The organism is Agathobaculum faecis (assembly GCF_014287995.1).
Lineage (GTDB): Bacteria > Bacillota > Clostridia > Oscillospirales > Butyricicoccaceae > Agathobaculum > Agathobaculum ammoniilyticum.
The window spans coordinates 131,087-146,473 of sequence record NZ_JACOPL010000006.1 but is presented as its reverse complement, the minus strand read 5'-3'; the positions used below and the strand labels follow the sequence as shown (position 1 = coordinate 146,473).

The following is a 15,387-nucleotide window of genomic DNA, read 5'->3' as shown; positions in this document are numbered from 1 at the left end:
TGGAGAACAACGCGCCTCCAAGCATTATCATTCTATTCCGGCCCTGACAGCTTTGCTCTCGCATCCTGTTTGCTGATAACACCGCAATTCAGCCTATTCGGCCCATGGGCTCATAAATGTGCGGATACGCGCGGGTGCGTATTGACTTTCCTTCATAAAAGAGGTACGCTGATGGTATTCAACCATCGGGAAGGAGAATGAATATGCAGGTATTGGAAAACAAACGGTTCAAGGTGACGGTTAACGAAATGGGCGCGGAGCTGACCAGCTTTTATAGCAAAAAGGACGGTACGGAATATATCTGGCAGGCCGATCCGGCTGCATGGAAGCGCCATGCGCCGATCCTGTTCCCAATTGTGGGGCGGCTCAAGGATAAGACCTATACAGTCAGCGGTACGGCGTATGAAATCACACAGCATGGCTTTGGCCGCGATCTGGAATGGCGTGCGAACCGCGTGGGCGATACCTGCGTGGAGTTCCTGCTGCAACAGAGCGAATATACGAAAAAAATGTATCCGTGGGACTTTGCCTGTACGGTGCGCTATACGCTGGAGGGCGCGACGCTGAAAAAGGAGCATGCGGTCCGCAACCAGAGTGATACGCCGATGTACTACGAGGTCGGTGGGCATGACGCCTATACGTTGTGCTGGAAGACGGGGGAGCAGATCACGGATTACGCTGTGGAATTCGAAGGGGTGCAGGCGCTGCATCCGGTAATCACGGATGAAAACGTAATGCTGAGCAGGGAGCATGGCGACCTGCCGCTCGTGGACGGCTGTCTGCCAATCGGCAGGGAGACATTCCGCGCGGACGCGATGATCCTGGATGATTTGCCGGTACGGCGCACCTCGATTGTTTGCCGGAAAAATGACAAGCGGGTGACCATGGACTTTTCGGACTTTCCGTACTTTGCACTATGGAGCCCTTATAAGGATTTTGACGTGCCGTTTGTCTGCCTTGAGCCCTGGAGTACCCTGCCGGATGGCGGCTATCTGGATCACGCGATCGAAAACAAGGTGGGCGTGCGCGTCCTGCAGCCCGGGCAGGAAGAAACGCTTTCGTTCTCCACAACAATAACCGACTGAGGTGGAGTGGCATGAGTGCTGCGCGTGCAGGCACAGCATACGGCGGTGCGGCTTGATAGGATCGTGATTGTGCTGCGGCAAAGCGAGGCGAGGGTTAGATGGGGAAAAGAAAAGGCTTGATAATAGGGGCGATAGCGGTTCTGCTTTTAGCAGTTGCCTGCAAAGTGGCAGACGCCTACCTCTCATATCCGATTCAACCGGATATGGCCAACCTGACAGAACATATCTCAAAATTCTATAACAGAGGGAGAAAAACGGAGGTGTTCTCTCTCCAAGGTTTCAGCGGAAACAGCTTATAGCAACTTTCGGGCGTCCTGTAACTTAATTGTCACGTCAGAGGTTGAAATCCCCGAACAATTTAGCTTTCTGGTCTAAAATGCAGGAAATAACAGATTGCCAAACAGACGTGTTCCAGCCTGCTTCAAAATGCCCCCAATTAAGAATTCTGGTGTAAAAACAGGTGTCAAAAAACAGGACGGCAGTTAACAACTAACACATCAAAAGTATAAATAAGAAAACGTATCGGAAAGCCGGTCTTTGGAAACAGGGACCGGCTTTTCCCATTTCCATAGAAAGGAACGAAGCATGCACCATCAGATACCTTACCGAGCCGCGCTGACAGCGCGGTTATTTTTATGCCCGAAACCCGTTGTTCCCCCTGCCAGACCGCCGCCCAGCGTGTCTATGCAGATACACGAATAAATTAACCAGACGGAAAGGAGACGCCCATGTATTATCACACCTGCCCCTGCTGCGGGGCAAATTTAGACCCAGACGAACATTGCGATTGCCTGTCCCGTATTCGCGGCAAATCCCCGAAGCGGAATAACGGCAGGGATTATGGCCGCAGGGGACCAGCCCGTGTCCGCACTTAGGCTCGGCAGCCTCTTTGACGGTATCGGCGTCTTTCCGCTTGCCGCGTCGCACTGCGGCATTGTCCCCGTGTGGGCAAGCGAGATCGCAAAAGCGCCGGTTTCCATCACAAAGCGGCATTTCCCTGACATGCTCCATTTAGGGGACATTACGCAGATAGACGGCGGCAAAATACCGCCCGTGGATATCGTTACGTTTGGCTCACCGTGCCAAAACCTGTCGCAGATCGGCAACCGTACCGGTCTGGCGGGCAGTAAATCCGGCCTGTTCTATCAGGCCATGCGTATTATTGAGGAAATGAGAAATGCAACAGATAACCGGTATCCAGCTTTCGCTGTCTGGGAAAACGTCGCGGGAGCTTTTTCTTCAAATGACCGGCTGGATTTTGCAGCCGTGCTCCGCGCTTTCACAGATACCGAAGTTCCAGTGCCTGACAGCGGTATCTGGGCGCACGCCGGAATGGTGCGAGGGGGACGGGCTGATACCGCTTGGCGGCTCATGGACGCCCAGTATTGGGGAGAACCCGCCCTTTCGCAGCGTCGGCGGCGGGTGTTCGTCGTGGCGGATTTTGCAGGCGGACGCGCCGCGGAAGTATTATTTAAGCCCCGCGGTATGTTCCCGTTTCCTGCGTCTTGCGGCGAAAGCCGGCTGCCCGCCGCCGCCGGAGATCGGATACCTGCTTTTGAAGCAGGGCGGCAGATACCCGTCGTGCTCCCCTTCCAGCTCCGGCGGATGCGGTCAATGGCAAAGCGGGGAGACCAGAGGGGCTTCCGCGCGTGCTTCGGCAAAAACGGCGAACCCTTCCCAACTCTGCTTGCCAGTGTAGGCCAGCCGTTTGCGTTCTGGTATGAGGGGAAAGAGCAGGACGGTTTCGTCCGTGACCTTACGCCCTTGGAATGTGAACGGCTCATGGGCCTGCCGGAGGGCTGGACGGCATACGGCTGCAAAGGTGAAAAGGTCAGTAGCCATGCCCGCTGTTTCGCGCTCGGCAACGCAATCGCCCTGCCCTGCGCGGAATATATCATGGCGGGTATTGCGGAAGTAATGCGGTAAACCAGGCATCAGGATAACAGAAAGTGAGGATTTTTATGGAATTGAAATATGTGGTCCCCAACATGGAAACAACTTTCGGGAAACTGGAATTTGGCAGCGCGCTTGAGCTGGGGCGCGGGGACACCCAGCGGAACAATCAGCAGGTCGCCGTGGTCCGGCGGCGTTATAAGCTGTTTTCCAGTATCCAGCCAGCGGATGATATTGAAGTCATTCTCCCCGGCAAAGCAGGTGAAAAAAAGTTTGGTTTCATGGAGCCGGTAAAGCTGGTAAACCCGCGTATCACCGCGGAGGGCTATGTGGTAGGCGGCCGCGGCTTTACTGATTATATCCTCCATGCAGACGACATGATTAAGGCGTAAGAAAGGAAAGGTGAAGTTTATGAGACTGGCAAACGGTATTACCATTGAAAAGGAAGAAACCTTTGGCACGCTGCTTTTCTCCGCCTTGCGGCGCGAGGTGCGGGAGCAGAACGGGGACGGCACGCCCTCCGATGTAATCAGGGAACGCACCTATGACCTGAAAAGCCGGACGCAGGGCCGTATGATTCAGGTAAGCATCCCCGCGAGCGTACCGCTGCGCGATTATGCGTACAATGCCGAAGTCGATATGGTAAACCCTGTCGTGAACACAATCGCGCATGTGACGTTCGGCAATCATGCGGATGTGGACTGGTATATCAAGGCGGACGATATTGTGCTGGCGAAGCGTGACGGCGCACAGGGTAGCGGCCAGCCCGCCCAGCCGCGCAGGGACGCCCAGCCGGATAAGAAAGCGTAAGCCCTGTGAAGCGTTTCCGGTACCGCGGCAAACGCATCCGTCCGGCGGATAAAGACCTCGTGTTCCGGTCCGCCTGCTGTGCGGCGCTCCCTGTGGCGCTGGCGGTGTTCGTACTGCTGAACCTGAAAGGCATCCTGCGGACAGACTGGCGCAGCCTGTCCATACCGGATATCGTCGGGCAGGATTGGAACGTCCCCTGCCTGCTGTTCAGCGGTATCGCGGCGCTTCTGGCGGGGGCTGCCGCGCCCGTTATGGCGTACCGCCTGTTCCCTGATACGGTCCGTCAACTCATACACCGTCAAAAGCTGGCGCGCATGGTACTTGAGAACCAGTGGTATGAGCAGGCCGGACGGACAAGGCGGGAGAGTTTTTTTAAGGATTTATCCGGCACGGATGCAAAACCGAAAGCAGCCCGTTTTCCGCGGATGTATTACCGCATGGAGAACGGGCTTTTGCATTTTTGGGTGGAAATCACACTGGGGAAATATCAGGAGCCGCTCCTGCATCTGGAAAACAGGCTGGAAAGCGGCCTGTACTGCGAACTCGTCAGCCGCGAGCTGCAGGACGGCTTTATCGAGTATACGCTTCTTTATGATATGGCGGCAAACCGTATCCCGATCTCCAAAGTGAAAGCCGAGGGCGGCAGGCTGCGCCTGATGAAGAATGTCTGGTGGGAGTATGACACACTCCCGCACATGCTGATTGCAGGCGGTACGGGCGGCGGCAAGACGTATTTTATCCTGACGCTTATCCAGGCGCTTTTGCAGGCCAAAGCCGCGCTTTATGTCCTGGACCCGAAAAATGCAGATTTGGCGGACCTGTCCACTGTGACGCCGGAGGTATATTACCGCAAGGAGGATATCGCGGCTTGTGTCAGCCGGTTTTGTGACGGGATGATGCAGCGCAGCGAAAGCATGAAATCCATGCAGGGGTACAGGACCGGCGGGAACTACGCCTGCCTCGGTCTGGAGCCGCATTTCCTGATATTCGACGAATACGTTGCGTTCATGGAAATGCTGAACGTCCGCGAACGCGAGGACGTGCTAAACAAGCTCAGGCAGATCGTCATGCTGGGGCGGCAGGCAGGGTATTTCCTGATACTCGCCTGCCAGCGTCCAGACGCAAAGTATCTTGGGGACGGTATCCGCGACCAGTTTAATTTCCGTGTGGCGCTGGGGCGTATGTCCGAACTGGGGTACAGCATGATGTTTGGCGAAGCCGGAAAAGAGTTTTTCTTCAAGAACGTCAAGGGCCGTGGATACGCAGATACGGGAAAAGGTGTGATTACCGAGTTTTATACGCCAATCGTGCCAAAAGGGTATGATTTCCTGCGGGAGATCGGCGCGCTGACGGAGGGAGTGGTTTCCGATGAAAAGCCGGATTGAACTGGCGCTGCCAGCAAGGGATAAGGACGGAAATGTTACGCCTGCCCGCACCTCCCGCCGTGCCGCGCGCGGCGTGCAGCGCGTAAAGCCGCCAGCGCGGCACGGGCGGATGGCGGGCGCGGCGCAGCCGCGCCCGCATGCCGGACCCCCCTGTATCTAACAGGGGGGTACAAATCGGAAGATCACCTGTCCGAAAACAGGCAAAACCCCTTGCCGCGTCTGCCTTTCAAGGCTCTCCGCCAAATTTGATTTTCCAAAGTTCCAATCAAGACGCAAAGGGGATGTGAAATGAACCGGACAAATGGGCAGGAAAACGGTTATAAGCAGCGCAGGGAAAGCCTGCATATCCCGCAAAAGGAATTTGCCGCGCTTGCAGGGCTGTCCGCAGAACATTTGAGCCGCGTGGAAAATGGGCGGGTACCTGTCACAAAGGAAGTGCGCCGCAGGATAGAGCGTGCGTTTGACATTATCGCGCCGGACGCGCTGTTCCTGCTGATCGATTATGTACGCATCCGTTTTAAGACGATGGATGTACGGTATGTCGTCGAGCGTATCCTGATGATAAAAATGCAGTATATGGCGCAGGAAGCGCGCGGCGCATACACCTACACCAGCCGCTTTTATCACGGGGATATCACCGTGTATACCTCGCCGGATGAAAGCAAGGGCGTGCTGCTTGAACTGAAAGGGAAAGGCTGCCGCCAGATGGAAGCCTTTCTCTATGGACAGGGTCGGGACTGGTATTCCTTTTTCCGCCGCTGTCTGGACGAGGACTGCGTGTTCAAGCGCATTGACCTTGCCCTGAATGACCGTGTACGGCTGCTGGATATCCCCTGCCTGATGCGCAAATGCGACGCCGGCGAATGTATCACGGTGTTCCGCAAATTCCGCATGTACCGTTCAGGGCTGTTCATCAGCGGGCATGAGGAAGAAAACGCCGCCGGCATGGGGCATACGCTGTACGCTGGGGCGTTTGATTCAGACCTGTATTTCTGCATTTATGAAAAGGACTACGAGCAGCTTGCCAGAAGCGGTACGCCGCTGGAGGATACCGAGGTCAAAAACCGCTTTGAGATACGGCTGAAAAACGAGCGCGCTTATTTCGCGGTGTATGATCTTGTCAGCTATGAGGATGCGGAACGCACCGCGTTCGGCATCATCAACCGGTATATGCGGATTGTGGACAGGGATAACCGCAGGGCGCGTGAGGACTGGCCGCTGAACAGCATGTGGGCGGTGTTCATTGGCGGACGCCGTGACCGGCTGAAATTAACGGCAAAGCCCGAACCGTACACCCTGCAAAAAACGCTGAACTGGCTTTCCCATCAGGTGGCGCCGTCATGGAAGATGCTGCTCGAATTAGACCGCAAAGGCGGTACAAACGTCATGGAGGAAATGATCGCGGGTACGGAGTTGTCCGAAAAGCACCGCAAGATCATAGAACAGCAGCTTCGGGAAATCAGGGAGGTGGTTATCATGTAACGCACTTGCAGCGGGAAATGCGTTGTGGTATAATTATGGCACGAAAGGAGTTGTTTTTTATGCCGCGTATTATACCGATTCGTGATTTGAAAAACACCACCGAAATTTCAAAAATGTGCAATGAATCCACCGAGCCGGTTTATATCACCAAAAACGGATATGGCGATATGGTGATTATGGGGATGAAGGCCTATGAAGAAAAAATGTATTTAATGGATGTGTATACGAAACTGGCGCAGGCTGAGGAGGAAATCCGCGCAGGCGCCACGGGCGATGCACGTCAAGCCCTAAAAGATTTGAGGGCGAAGTATGGGTTATAAAGTGGAAAGCACGCGCCTTGCCGGTCAGGATTTGGATGAAATCCTGAACTATATGGTAAAGGAATTAGGCAGCCCGTCCGCCGCGGTGGATTTTGTGGATGAAGTGGATTCGTGCTATGCCAGATTAGCGGAAATGCCGGAAATGTATGAACCGTGCAGGGATATCCGGCTTAAAGCGCTGGGATACCGGCGTGCTGTTATAAAAAACTATGTGATGATTTATAAAGTTGTCCAAAGCATAAGTACCGTGTTTATCCTGCGTTTTTTCTATGGCGGGAGAGACTACGAAAAACTGCTTTGAACGAAAACTTTGCATGCAGCCCTGTTCCAGGGCTGCATTTTTGATTGGAGGGATATAACCAATGAATTTCGGCGTTAACCTGTACAACTGGTTTCTCACGAACGCCCAGTCGCTTGTGCTTATGGCTATCGTGGTGATCGGCATTTATCTCGGCTTCAAGCGTGAGTTTACCAAGCTGATCGGTTTTCTGGTCGTGTCGTTGATCGCGGTCGGCCTTGTATTCAACGCGGCGGGCGTCAAGGATGTGCTGCTTACCCTGTTTAATCAGATTATTGGCGCGTAACGGCTGGTTTCGGAAATGGACCGGCCGTTTTTTTATGCCTGCATGACAGGAGGCGATCTTACTATGGAGGAAATGCGGGTGTATGTGGCGAACCTCGGCAAATACAACGAGGGTGAACTGGTAGGCGCGTGGTTTGAACCGCCCATAGACTATGACGAAATGGCGGAGCGCATCGGCCTGAACGAATTTTATGAAGAATACGCCATCCATGACTACGAGCTGCCCTTTGATATCGACGAGTACACGCCTATCGAAGAAGTCAACCGCCTGTGTGAAATGGTGGAGGATTTGCCGGAGTATATCCAAGACAACCTGAAAGAACTGCAAAGTTATTTTGGGAGCATCGAGGATTTGTGCGACCATGCAGACGATATTATCCTGTGGTCCGGCTGTGAGGATATGGCGGATGTGGCGCGTCAAATGGTGGAGGAAGGCGCGTTCGGTGAGATACCGGCGCATCTGCAAAACTATATAGACTATGAAGCCTATGGGCGGGACTTATTCTTTGGGGGGACGTTTGTCGAGACGCGGGACGGTGTTTTCGAGATCATACGCTAAACGCTTTCCTTTCTGCGGCGGCGCCGCGAGAATGGAGTGGGGGTGCGTCCGGCTGTGGGTAACTGCATGGCGGTTATCCATAACCGGACGCAGGGGGCGGGGAAAGACGCGGGCGGCGCGGGCCTCGTTCCCCGCCCCCTTTTACCTTGATGATTTCAGATTGGAGTGGATTTGTTTTGAAGAAAATACGCAGTTACAGCAGCATATGGTCTGTGGAAAAGGTCATTTACGCGATCAACGACCTGCGCCTGCCGTTCCCCATCACCTTTTCGCAAATGGCATGGTTTGTCGCGTGCGAATTTGCGGTGCTGGCGCTGGGCGGGCTGCCGCCGCTTTCCATGATAGACGGCGCGCTGCTTAAATATTTTGGCGTCCCCGCCGGTATCACATGGTTTATGAGCCGGAAAACATGGGACGGCAAAAAGCCGTTCCGCTTTGTCAGGTCCTATACGGCCTATCTGCTGCGCCCCAAACAGACCTTTGCTGGCAAGCCGGTCAAGTTGAAGCGGGTGCATATCAGGCCCGAGATCACCACGGTAAGGAGTGAGGTCATTCATGCAGTATCCGATTAAATATATTGAAAACAACCTTGTGTGGAACCATGACGGGGAATGCTTCGCTTACTATGAGCTTATCCCCTATAATTACTCGTTTTTAAGCGTGGAGCAGAAAGAAGCGGTACACGATGCGTTCCGTCAGCTTATCGCGCAGAACAGGGACGGCAGGATACACGCCTTGCAGATCAGCACGGAATCCAGTATCCGTGCAGCGCAGGAGCGTTCCGGAACGCACGCTTCCGGCAAGCTGCGCGGGGCCGCCCTGCGGCGCATAGACGGCCAGACCGAAGCGCTTATCTCCATGATCGGGGAAAATCAGGCGGACTACCGGTTTTATATCGGCTTCAAGCTGCTGCTCAACGAACAGGACAGCGGGAATATTGGCCGTCAGGCGGCGAATATCTTTTCCGGTTTCCTGCGGGATGTAAACCATACCCTGATGGGTGATTTCATGTCCATGCCGGATGATGAAATCCTGCGGTATCAGAAGATGGAAAAATTGCTGGAAAGCAGGATTTCCCGCCGCTTCAAGGTGCGGCGGCTGGATAAAAACGATTTCGGCTATCTGCTCGAACACCTGTACGGAAAGAGCGGCGCCGCGTATGAGGGTTACAGCTTCCAATTGCCAAAAAAGAAGTTAAAGGGGGAAACCATCGTCAAGCGGTACGACCTGATCAAGCCCGCACGCTGCCTCATGGAAGAACACGGGCGTTACCTGCGTATCGTGCGGGAGGATGCGGAAACCTTTGCCGCCTGTTTTACCGTCTCAGATGTGGTCGGGGAACTGGATTTCCCGTCGTCCGAGATTTTCTATTACCAGCAGCAGCAGTTTTCCTTTCCGGTGGATACGTCTATGAACGTTGAGATTATCGCCAACAGGAAAGCCCTGTCCACGGTGCGGAACAAAAAGAAAGAACTGAAAGATTTGGACAGCCACGCATGGGAAAGCGGGGACGAGACCGGCACAACGGTCGCGGAAGCGCTGGACAGCGTAAACGAACTGGAAACCGAACTTGGGCAAAGCAGGGAGGCCATGTACAAGCTGTCCTATGTGGTGCGCGTCACCGCGCCGGACGCGGAAGAACTCAAGCGCCGGTGCGATGCGGTACGGGACTTCTATGACGATATGAACGTCAAGTTAGTGCGTCCGGTGGGCGATATGGCCGGCCTGCACCATGAGTTTATCCCTGCGGGCAGGCGGTATATGAATGATTATATCCAGTATGTGACGAGCGACTTTCTTGCCGGCCTCGGCTTCGGCGCGGCGCAAATGCTGGGCGAAAAGGACGGTATCTATATCGGCTATGGCGTGGATACCGGCCGGAACGTGTATTTGCAGCCCGCGCTTGCCAGCCAGGGCGTGAAAGGCTCGGTTACAAACGCACTGTCCGCGGCGTTCCTCGGCTCGCTCGGCGGCGGCAAGAGCTTTGCCAATAACCTGCTGGTGTACTACGCAGTGCTGAACGGTGCGCGGGCGCTCATTGTAGACCCGAAAGCCGAGCGTGGGAACTGGAAGCACGACCTGCCGGAGATCGCGGACGAGGTCAACATTGTAAACCTGTGTTCGGACGGGCAGAACAGGGGTATGCTGGACCCCTATGTCATCATGCGCCGCCCCAAGGACGCGGAAAGCCTTGCGATAGATATTCTTACGTTCTTAACCGGTATTTCTTCGCGGGACGGCGGGCGCTTCCCTGTCCTGCGGCGGGCGGTGCGCACGGTGACGAACAGCGGGCGGCGCGGCCTGCTCTGTGTCATTGAGGAATTACGCAGGGAGGGCTCGCCGCTTGCGGTGAGTATCGCAGACCATATCGAGAGCTTCACGGACTACGATTTTGCGCATTTGCTGTTTTCTGCAGGTGATGTAAAGCGTTCTATCAGCCTTGAAAAACAGCTTAATATCGTACAGGTGGCCGGTCTGGTGCTGCCGGACAGGGACACGCGCTTTGAAGAATATACGACGATGGAGCTTTTATCTGTCGCTATGCTTATCGTTATCAGCACCTTTGCGCTGGACTTTATCCATATGGACCGAAGCGTATTCAAGATTGTAGACCTTGATGAAGCATGGTCGTTCCTGAACGTGGCGCAGGGCAAGACGCTGGCAAACAAGCTGGTGCGCGCGGGCCGCGCCATGAACGCGGCGGTCTATTTTGTGACGCAGAACGCGGCGGACCTTGCGGACGAAAGCCTGAAAAACAACATCGGCCTGAAATTCGCGTTCCGCAGTACGGATATCGCGGAGATTAAAAAGACACTGGAGTTTTTCGGCCTGGATACCGGGGATGAAAACAGTCAAAAGCGGCTGCGGAATTTGGAAAACGGCCAATGCCTGATGCAGGACTTATACGGGCATGTGGGCGTCGTGCAATTCCATCCGATATTTGCAGACCTGTTCCACAGCTTTGACACCAGACCGCCGCTGAAAGCAGGGGTGGGAGTATGACATGCAAAAAAGCGGATAAGGCATTATTCAGAAAGACGGCCGCCACGGGTGTTTTGCTCCTTGTGGCCGCCGTTTTACTGTTTGCGGCGCTCTGCCCGTCCGCGGGCGCGGCAGGGCTGGTGGAGGATACCGTGGACGCAGCGCACGAGTACAGCCGCTACCCTCTGGAAAATTACCAGCTTGATTTTTATGTAGACAACGGGTGGGACTGGCTGCCGTGGAACTGGATAGACGGTATCGGCAGGCAGGTCATGTACGGCCTGTACTGCATCACGAATTTTATCTGGACGATAAACCTGTATCTGTCCAGCGCGTCCGGCTATCTGGTGCAGGAAGCGTACAGCCTCGACTTTATTTCGGATGCGGCGGATGCAGTTGGCCGGAATATCCAGGCTATCGCAGGTATCTCGCCCAGCGGGCTTTCCTCGGATGGGTTTTACGCGGGCTTCCTCCTGCTGATTATCCTGATTGTGGGTGCGTATGCTGCATACACGGGCATTATCAGGCGCGAGACGACCAAAGCCGTGCGTGCGGCGCTCAATATGGTGCTGGTCTTTGTCCTGTCCGGCGCGTTGATCGCCTATGCGCCGGACTGTGTCAGGCGGCTCAACGAGTTTTCCGAGGATATCAGTACGGCGAGCCTTTCCGTGGGGACAAAAATCGTCATGCCGGATACGGATAACAGCGGCGGGGACAGCGTCTCCCTGATACGGGACAGCCTGTTTTCCATCCAGGTAAAGCAACCGTGGCTGCTCCTGCAATTCGGGGATACGGATACGGACATGATCGGCGCGGACCGTGTTGAAAGCCTGATTTCAGCCAGCCCCAGTGAAAACAACGGAGAAAGCAGAGAAAACGCCGTAAAAGCCGAGATCGAGGACAACGGGAACACCAACCTCACGGTCACGAAAGCGGTGAACCGGCTGGGAACGGTGTTTTTCCTGTTCCTGTTCAATATCGGTATTTCGTTTTTCGTGTTCCTGCTTACCGGTATGATGCTCTTTTCGCAGGTGCTTTTTATCATCTATGCCATGTTCCTGCCCGCAGCGTTTGTTTTGAGCATGGCGCCGACGTTTGAGGGGACAGGCCGCAGGGCGGTTATCAAGCTGTTCAATACCATATTTGCAAGGGCGGGCATTACGCTGGTCATTACAATTGCTTTCAGCATTTCTTCCATGCTGTACCGGATTTCCAGCGGTTACCCGTTCTTTATTATCGCATTTTTGCAGGTGGTCGTGTTCGCGGGCGTCTATTTCAAACTGGGCGATCTGCTCAGCATGTTTTCCCTGCATGACGACGGCGCGCGCGGCATGGGGCGGTATATCATGCACCGCCCGCGGATGTTCCTGTACCACCAGCTCCACAGGCTCAACCGGACGATGCGTGCGGCGGGCAGGGCCAATGAAAGCGGCGGTAAGCAAAACGGCCATGCCGGATACACAGCGGGCAGCCGGTACAGCGGCGGACGGAGGAACCGGCCGGACAGTGCCAGGGCGTGGACGGGAAATACCGAACCGACGCTGCCGGAACCGCCTGTAAAAGGGGCAGCGGGCGGGACGGGTATGCCGCCGCAGGGCAGCGGTCCGGCCTCCCCTGCCGGACAGCCGGACAGGCCGGACGGCGCAGCCCGTGAAAGCCGTATTGCGGGACAGGGCGCAGCGTATGGCGGGACGGAAGTACCCGCACAGTCGGAACCGGCAAAGCGGCAGACAGCGCCGCAGACGCATGAAAGGCCGGCCATTGTGCCTGATGTTTCCCAGACGGGGCAGGCGCCAGGGGTACAGGCCCAGCCCCCCGCTCCACCCAGACAGGCGCGGCCGGCAGCAGAGGATAACCAGCAAAAGGCGACTGCTGCGGGACATGCCGCACGCCAACCCGAGACAGGACCGCATGAGCGGCCGGCGGTTATTCCAGTGGAGGGGAAAGCCAGCGGTGCGGTGCGGCGGCTGACGGGGAAAGCACAGGAACGGGCGGCGGCGCCCGCCCGCACAGGCCATCCCCCTGCGCCTGCCGCGGACCGTCCTGCGGTGCGGCGGGATACGCCGGACAAGCCCGCGGCGGGACAGGGAAAAGCGTCCGCACCGGAGCAGGACAGGCCCGTTGTATCACGGCCCGCAGTAAAGCCCGCCGCGCGGATGAAAGCTGCGCCCCCGCACAGGCAGGAGGCGTACAACAAGGCCGGCCGGATAACACAGGGGAAAAAGGGCGCTTCTCCTGAAAGCCGCGCAGGCGGCGCGGAGAAAGGCGGGGGCAAATGAAGCTGAAATATCTGGCGCTGCCATTTGCAGGGATGCTCGCCGCCCTTTTCTGCCTGCCCCTGCTGGCTGCCATCCTGTTTGCATCTGACGACAACGGCGGGGGCGGCGTTTATTATGGCGGCGCAGACCTGTCTGCGGAGGTGCTGGCATACAGGCCGATGGTGGAACGGTACGCGGCGCAGTACGGGATATCCGAGTATGTAAACGTCCTGCTGGCGATCATGCAGGTGGAATCCGGCGGCATGCTGGAGGATGTGATGCAATCCTCGGAATCCATGGGGCTGCCCCCGAACTCGCTGGATGCGGAAAGCTCTATCCGTCAGGGGTGCAGGTATTTTGCAGAACTGCTCGCTAAAGCAGACCGGCTCGGCTGTGATCTGGACAGCGCGATACAGGCGTACAACTACGGCGGCGGCTTTCTGGATTATGCTGCGGCACGCGGCGGCAGGTACAGCTTCCAGTTGGCACAGGCTTTCGCGGAGGAAAAGTCCGGCGGGGTGCGCGTACCTTATGAGAATGAAATTTCGGTAGCGGAAAACGGCGGCTGGCGGTATAACTACGGCAATATGTTTTATGTCCGGCTGGTATCGCAGTATTTGTATGCCGCGCACTTTGATGATGCGGCCGTGCAGGCCATTATGAATGAAGCGTTAAAGTACCAGGGGTGGGCTTATGTCTATGGCGGCGCGTCTCCCGCCTCCTCCTTTGACTGCTCCGGCCTGACGCAATGGTGCTTCGGTACGGTGGGTATCACGCTGCCGCGCACCGCGCAGGCGCAGTATGACGCGGCCCAGCACATCCCGTTTGAGGATGCAAAGCCGGGCGATCTGGTGTTCTTTCAGGGGACGTACCACTGCGGGGATTATATCACGCATGTTGGAATTTATGCTGGCGGTAACCGGATGTACCATGCGGGCAATCCGATCGGTTACGCGGATTTGACGGGCGCCTATTGGCAGGCGCATCTCGTCTGCGCCGGACGGGTAAGGCAATGAATTTAAGAAAGGCAGGGAAATGATATGTTCCAGAATAGAGACAAAAAGCAGGCAGAAGAAAAAAAGCCGCGCGTCCTGCATATCGGGACGCGGCGGCCGGTGGTGACCGCGCTGTGGGCGCTGCTTGTCTGCGCGTTTGCTTTCGCGGTGTATAAGGATTTTACCGCGGTGGATACGCACACCGTCCATGAAACGACGGTGGTGCAGGCGGAAGTCACGGACACAAATGCAATCGAGAGCTTTACAACCAACTTTGCCAGGGTATATTACTCGTGGGAAAAATCTGCGGCTGCAATAGAGCAACGGACGGAAAACCTGAAATACTACCTCACGGACGGGCTGCAGGCACTGAACGCGGATACGGTGCGCAGCGACATACCGGTATCCTCTAAGGTACAGGATGTACAGGTCTGGTCTGTGGAACAAGCTGGGGACAGCGCGTATTCCGTTATCTTTACGGTATCGCAGGATATTACGGATGGGACGGAAAGCAGGCTTGTAACATCTGCATACGAGGTTTGCGTTTATGCAGATGATTCGGGCGATATGGTGATTATCCGGAACCCGACGATAACGGGCAAGCCTGCAAAGTCCGGCTATGCACCCAAAGTAGCCGAGCCGGACGGCACGGTATCCGCGCAGGAAAGCGCCGAGATCACGGAGTTTTTGACTGCGTTTTTCAAGCTGTATCCTGCGGCCAGCGGGCAGGAGCTTTCTTACTATGCAAGCGGCGGCGTACTGCCGGTGATTGAAAATGAAAGCTATGTATTCGCGGGGCTGGTAAATCCGGTCTACACCAGACAGGACGATACTGTGACGGCCGATACAGCGGTGCAGTACCTTGACCGGCGCACGGGTATGACGCTGGTTTCTCAGTTCAAGCTGCAGCTTGAAAAAGCGAGCGGCAATTGGAAAATAAACCGTTCATTCGTATAACAAAATAAAAACAGCAAGCAACACATCTGCATATCATAAGGCAGATGTGTTGCTTGTCTGACGTTACGTTAGCATGCG

At 55.7% G+C, this 15,387-nt stretch carries 16 protein-coding genes; all 16 read left to right on the top strand.

Translation table 11 applies throughout. The features are described from left to right. Positions 1-203: 203 nt before the first annotated feature. The 16 genes from H8S45_RS07960 (at position 204) to H8S45_RS07885 (ending at position 15,309) form a co-directional block, all read left to right on the top strand. Positions 204-1,085, top strand: a complete 882-nt coding sequence (locus tag H8S45_RS07960) for an aldose 1-epimerase family protein (RefSeq protein ID WP_054326399.1) — start codon at positions 204-206, stop codon at positions 1,083-1,085. 861 nt (positions 1,086-1,946) lie between these two features. Further along, entirely contained in the window at positions 1,947-3,011 is a 1,065-nt protein-coding gene (locus H8S45_RS07955; protein ID WP_186949899.1) for a DNA cytosine methyltransferase, read from the top strand. A 35-nt stretch (positions 3,012-3,046) separates the two neighbouring features. Next, positions 3,047-3,370, top strand: a complete 324-nt coding sequence (locus H8S45_RS07950) for a YdcP family protein (protein ID WP_107632167.1) — start codon at positions 3,047-3,049, stop codon at positions 3,368-3,370. Between the two features lie 19 nt (positions 3,371-3,389). Beyond that, positions 3,390-3,788, top strand: a complete 399-nt coding sequence (locus H8S45_RS07945) for a YdcP family protein (protein ID WP_107631400.1) — start codon at positions 3,390-3,392, stop codon at positions 3,786-3,788. A 5-nt stretch (positions 3,789-3,793) separates the two neighbouring features. Then, positions 3,794-5,173 carry an FtsK/SpoIIIE domain-containing protein gene (locus H8S45_RS07940; RefSeq protein WP_107631399.1) on the top strand — a complete coding sequence of 460 codons (1,380 nt, stop codon included), beginning with the start codon at positions 3,794-3,796 and terminating at the stop codon, positions 5,171-5,173. Further along, positions 5,157-5,333: a hypothetical protein gene (locus H8S45_RS07935; RefSeq protein WP_159068139.1), complete on the top strand. Its 177-nt coding sequence runs from the start codon at positions 5,157-5,159 to the stop codon at positions 5,331-5,333. Before H8S45_RS07940 ends, H8S45_RS07935 begins: the two co-directional genes overlap by 17 nt. 128 nt (positions 5,334-5,461) lie before the next feature. Then, positions 5,462-6,655 carry a replication initiation factor domain-containing protein gene (locus tag H8S45_RS07930; protein ID WP_107631398.1) on the top strand — a complete coding sequence of 398 codons (1,194 nt, stop codon included), beginning with the start codon at positions 5,462-5,464 and terminating at the stop codon, positions 6,653-6,655. A gap of 59 nt (positions 6,656-6,714) precedes the next feature. Beyond that, entirely contained in the window at positions 6,715-6,975 is a 261-nt protein-coding gene (locus H8S45_RS07925; RefSeq protein ID WP_107631397.1) for a type II toxin-antitoxin system Phd/YefM family antitoxin, read from the top strand. Continuing rightward, entirely contained in the window at positions 6,965-7,276 is a 312-nt protein-coding gene (locus tag H8S45_RS07920; RefSeq protein WP_107631396.1) for a type II toxin-antitoxin system RelE/ParE family toxin, read from the top strand. Before H8S45_RS07925 ends, H8S45_RS07920 begins: the two co-directional genes overlap by 11 nt. 61 nt (positions 7,277-7,337) lie before the next feature. Continuing rightward, positions 7,338-7,559 (top strand): hypothetical protein, encoded by a 222-nt coding sequence (locus H8S45_RS07915; RefSeq protein WP_107631395.1) that lies wholly within the window; start codon positions 7,338-7,340, stop codon positions 7,557-7,559. A 63-nt stretch (positions 7,560-7,622) separates the two neighbouring features. Next, the gene (locus H8S45_RS07910) at positions 7,623-8,117 is read left to right on the top strand and encodes an antirestriction protein ArdA (protein ID WP_107631394.1); all 495 of its coding nucleotides are present in this window, start codon (positions 7,623-7,625) and stop codon (positions 8,115-8,117) included. Positions 8,118-8,293: 176 nt separating this feature from the next. After that, positions 8,294-8,689 carry a conjugal transfer protein gene (locus H8S45_RS07905; RefSeq protein ID WP_107631393.1) on the top strand — a complete coding sequence of 132 codons (396 nt, stop codon included), beginning with the start codon at positions 8,294-8,296 and terminating at the stop codon, positions 8,687-8,689. Then, positions 8,673-11,120: a conjugal transfer ATPase TcpF gene (tcpF, locus tag H8S45_RS07900; RefSeq protein ID WP_107631392.1), complete on the top strand. Its 2,448-nt coding sequence runs from the start codon at positions 8,673-8,675 to the stop codon at positions 11,118-11,120. Before H8S45_RS07905 ends, tcpF begins: the two co-directional genes overlap by 17 nt. Next, positions 11,117-13,378 carry a CD3337/EF1877 family mobilome membrane protein gene (locus H8S45_RS16295; protein WP_242977883.1) on the top strand — a complete coding sequence of 754 codons (2,262 nt, stop codon included), beginning with the start codon at positions 11,117-11,119 and terminating at the stop codon, positions 13,376-13,378. Before tcpF ends, H8S45_RS16295 begins: the two co-directional genes overlap by 4 nt. Next, positions 13,375-14,373, top strand: a complete 999-nt coding sequence (locus H8S45_RS07890) for a bifunctional lytic transglycosylase/C40 family peptidase (RefSeq protein ID WP_107631391.1) — start codon at positions 13,375-13,377, stop codon at positions 14,371-14,373. The genes H8S45_RS16295 and H8S45_RS07890 overlap by 4 nt, the downstream gene beginning before the upstream one ends. 24 nt (positions 14,374-14,397) lie before the next feature. Next, the gene (locus H8S45_RS07885) at positions 14,398-15,309 is read left to right on the top strand and encodes a conjugal transfer protein (protein WP_107631390.1); all 912 of its coding nucleotides are present in this window, start codon (positions 14,398-14,400) and stop codon (positions 15,307-15,309) included. The last annotated feature ends 78 nt before the right edge of the window (positions 15,310-15,387 follow it).

Coding starts and splice junctions, on each gene's coding strand:
- H8S45_RS07960 (WP_054326399.1), top strand. CDS start 204: ATGCAGGTATTGGAAAACAAACGGTTCAAGGTGACGGTTAACGAAATG.
- H8S45_RS07950 (WP_107632167.1), top strand. CDS start 3,047: ATGGAATTGAAATATGTGGTCCCCAACATGGAAACAACTTTCGGGAAA.
- H8S45_RS07945 (WP_107631400.1), top strand. CDS start 3,390: ATGAGACTGGCAAACGGTATTACCATTGAAAAGGAAGAAACCTTTGGC.
- H8S45_RS07935 (WP_159068139.1), top strand. CDS start 5,157: ATGAAAAGCCGGATTGAACTGGCGCTGCCAGCAAGGGATAAGGACGGA.
- H8S45_RS07930 (WP_107631398.1), top strand. CDS start 5,462: ATGAACCGGACAAATGGGCAGGAAAACGGTTATAAGCAGCGCAGGGAA.
- H8S45_RS07925 (WP_107631397.1), top strand. CDS start 6,715: ATGCCGCGTATTATACCGATTCGTGATTTGAAAAACACCACCGAAATT.
- H8S45_RS07920 (WP_107631396.1), top strand. CDS start 6,965: ATGGGTTATAAAGTGGAAAGCACGCGCCTTGCCGGTCAGGATTTGGAT.
- H8S45_RS07915 (WP_107631395.1), top strand. CDS start 7,338: ATGAATTTCGGCGTTAACCTGTACAACTGGTTTCTCACGAACGCCCAG.
- H8S45_RS07910 (WP_107631394.1), top strand. CDS start 7,623: ATGGAGGAAATGCGGGTGTATGTGGCGAACCTCGGCAAATACAACGAG.
- tcpF (WP_107631392.1), top strand. CDS start 8,673: ATGCAGTATCCGATTAAATATATTGAAAACAACCTTGTGTGGAACCAT.
- H8S45_RS16295 (WP_242977883.1), top strand. CDS start 11,117: ATGACATGCAAAAAAGCGGATAAGGCATTATTCAGAAAGACGGCCGCC.
- H8S45_RS07890 (WP_107631391.1), top strand. CDS start 13,375: ATGAAGCTGAAATATCTGGCGCTGCCATTTGCAGGGATGCTCGCCGCC.
- H8S45_RS07885 (WP_107631390.1), top strand. CDS start 14,398: ATGTTCCAGAATAGAGACAAAAAGCAGGCAGAAGAAAAAAAGCCGCGC.